The organism is Mesorhizobium sp. M7A.F.Ca.CA.001.08.2.1, assembly GCF_003998455.1.
GTDB classification, from domain to species: domain Bacteria; phylum Pseudomonadota; class Alphaproteobacteria; order Rhizobiales; family Rhizobiaceae; genus Mesorhizobium; species Mesorhizobium ciceri.
In genome coordinates this window covers 1-2,254 of record NZ_RZPW01000908.1, presented here as the reverse complement: position 1 = coordinate 2,254, position 2,254 = coordinate 1, and the positions used below count along the sequence as shown (strand labels likewise).

Below are 2,254 nucleotides of genomic sequence, written 5' to 3'. Positions count from 1 at the left end.
CCCCGAGCAACCGCCGATGGCAGCGGCGCCGAAAGGCGTCGAGGGCTCGTGGATCGACGCCAAGGGCACCGGCCTGTCGACCTTCACCGGCGGCACCTTCACGACGGTAGCCACCGACACCGGCCAGAAGCTTGCCGACGGCAGCTACACGATGACCGGCGCCACATCGGTGCAGATCAACGGCACCTCGCTGATCCGCCAGACCGCGGTCAGCTTCAACTGCCTGATGGTGTCGACAAGCCAGCTCAACTGCACGAGCTCCAGCGGTCAGAATTTCGTGCTGACAAGGCGCGTCTGAACCCACGACCATTCGTTTTCCAAGGACGGCGGCCGGTTGGCCGCCGTCCTTTTTTGTGCCGGCAAAGGGTCCCGGATTCCGCTTGCGTCATCCGGAACGCGATGGGAACATGGCCAAAGCGCCGGCTGTTATGTTCCAGTCAAGCAAGAGCGCTAATGGCCTCTGATCAGCTTTCCGGGAGACGAAGATGAAGAAGCTTGCCGCCATTGCAGCCCTGTCAGCCTCAACCCTCGGCCTGTCGGCCGGCGCGTCCTTTGCCGACTACACGCTGAACATCCTGCATATCAACGACTGGCACAGCCGCATCGAAGGCAACAACAAATATGAATCGACCTGCTCGGCGGACGAGGAGACCAAGGGCGAGTGCATCGGCGGCGCGGGCCGGCTGATCACCGCGATCGCCCAGGAACGCAAGAAGCTGGAAGGCCAGAACGTGCTGCTGCTCAGCGCCGGCGACAATTTCCAGGGCTCGCTGTTCTACACGACCTATAAGGGCAAGGTCGAAGGCGAATTCCTCAACGACATGAAGTTCGATGCCATGGCCCTCGGCAACCATGAATTCGACGACGGCGAGGCCGCCTTGGCGCCGTTCCTCGACATGATCAAGTTCCCCGTGCTCGGCGCCAATGTGAAGGCCAACGCGCAATCCAAGCTCGGCGACCGCGTCAAGCCATCTGTTGTCGTCGAGGTCGGCGGCCAGAAGATCGGCATCATCGGCGCGATCACCAACGACACGCCGGATCTCGCGTCTCCCGGACCCAACGTCGCGATAGAGGACGACGTCAAGTCGATCACCGCCGAAGTCGAGAAGCTCAAGGGCGAAGGCGTCAACAAGATCATCGCCGTGACCCATATCGGCTACAGGCGCGAACGTGACGTCATCGCCAAGATCCCGGGCATCGATGTCGTCGTCGGCGGCCATAGCCATTCCCTGCTGTCGAACACCGACCCGAAGGCGGAAGGCCCCTACCCGACGATGGTCGACAATCCGGACGGCTACAAGGTGCCGGTGGTGCAGGCGGCCTCCTATTCGAAATATCTCGGCGAGTTCAAGGTGGTGTTCGACGACAATGGCGTCGTCAAATCGGCCAGCGGCGACCCGATCTATCTCGACAAATCGATCACCCCCGACCCGGCCGTGCTCGCCCGCATCAAGGAGCTTGGGGCGCCGATCGAGGCGTTGAAGAACAAGGAAGTGGCCGAAACCACCGACGTCATCGACGGCAGTCGCGAGAGCTGCCGCACCCGCGAATGCGCGATGGGCAATCTCGTCTCCGACGCCATCCTCGACCGCGTCAAGGGACAGGGCGTCGAGATCGTCATCTCCAATGGCGGCGGCCTGCGCGCCTCGATCGACAAGGGCACCGTCACCATGGGCGAGGTGCTGACCGTGCTGCCCTTCCAGAACACGCTGGCGACCTTCCAGATTTCGGGCAGGGATCTGGTGGCCGGCCTCGAGGGCGGTCTCAGTCAGGTCGAGGACGGCGCCGGGCGCTTCCCCCAGGTCGCCGGCCTGAAATATTCCTTCGACAAATCCGTTTCGCCCAATGCCGGCCGGGTCAAATCGGTGGAGGTCATGGAAGGCGGTGCCTGGACGCCGATCAAGCCGGAGAAGGACTATCTGGTCGCCACCAACAACTATGTTCGCCAGGGCGGCGACGGCTACAAGGTCTTTGCCGACAAGGCCAGGAATGCCTACGACTACGGCCCCGGCCTCGAACAGGTGGTTGCCGACTATCTCGGCGCCCACCGGCCCTACACGCCGAAGCTCGACGGCCGCATCACCGAAATAGCCGCGACCGTCGCCGCGGCGCCTGCCCCGGCAACCGATCCGGCCAAGCCAGCCGAAGCGGCCCCGGCCACCCCGGCGCCCGCACCGGCTGAAGCCGCCAAGCCTGCCGAAGCGGCACCGGCAATGCCTGAATTGCCGGCCAACTCGGGCGATATCGCCAACAC

The 2,254-nt window shown here is 63.7% G+C and carries 2 protein-coding genes; both read left to right on the top strand.

Annotated features, from left to right (window positions below):
- A partial coding sequence (locus EN914_RS32745) for a hypothetical protein (RefSeq protein ID WP_127389557.1) occupies window positions 1-298 on the top strand: 298 nt, incomplete at its 5' end.
- A 187-nt stretch (window positions 299-485) separates the two neighbouring features.
- Window positions 486-2,254 (top strand): bifunctional UDP-sugar hydrolase/5'-nucleotidase (locus tag EN914_RS32740; RefSeq protein WP_164779089.1); only part of this gene is annotated, 1,769 nt, incomplete at its 3' end.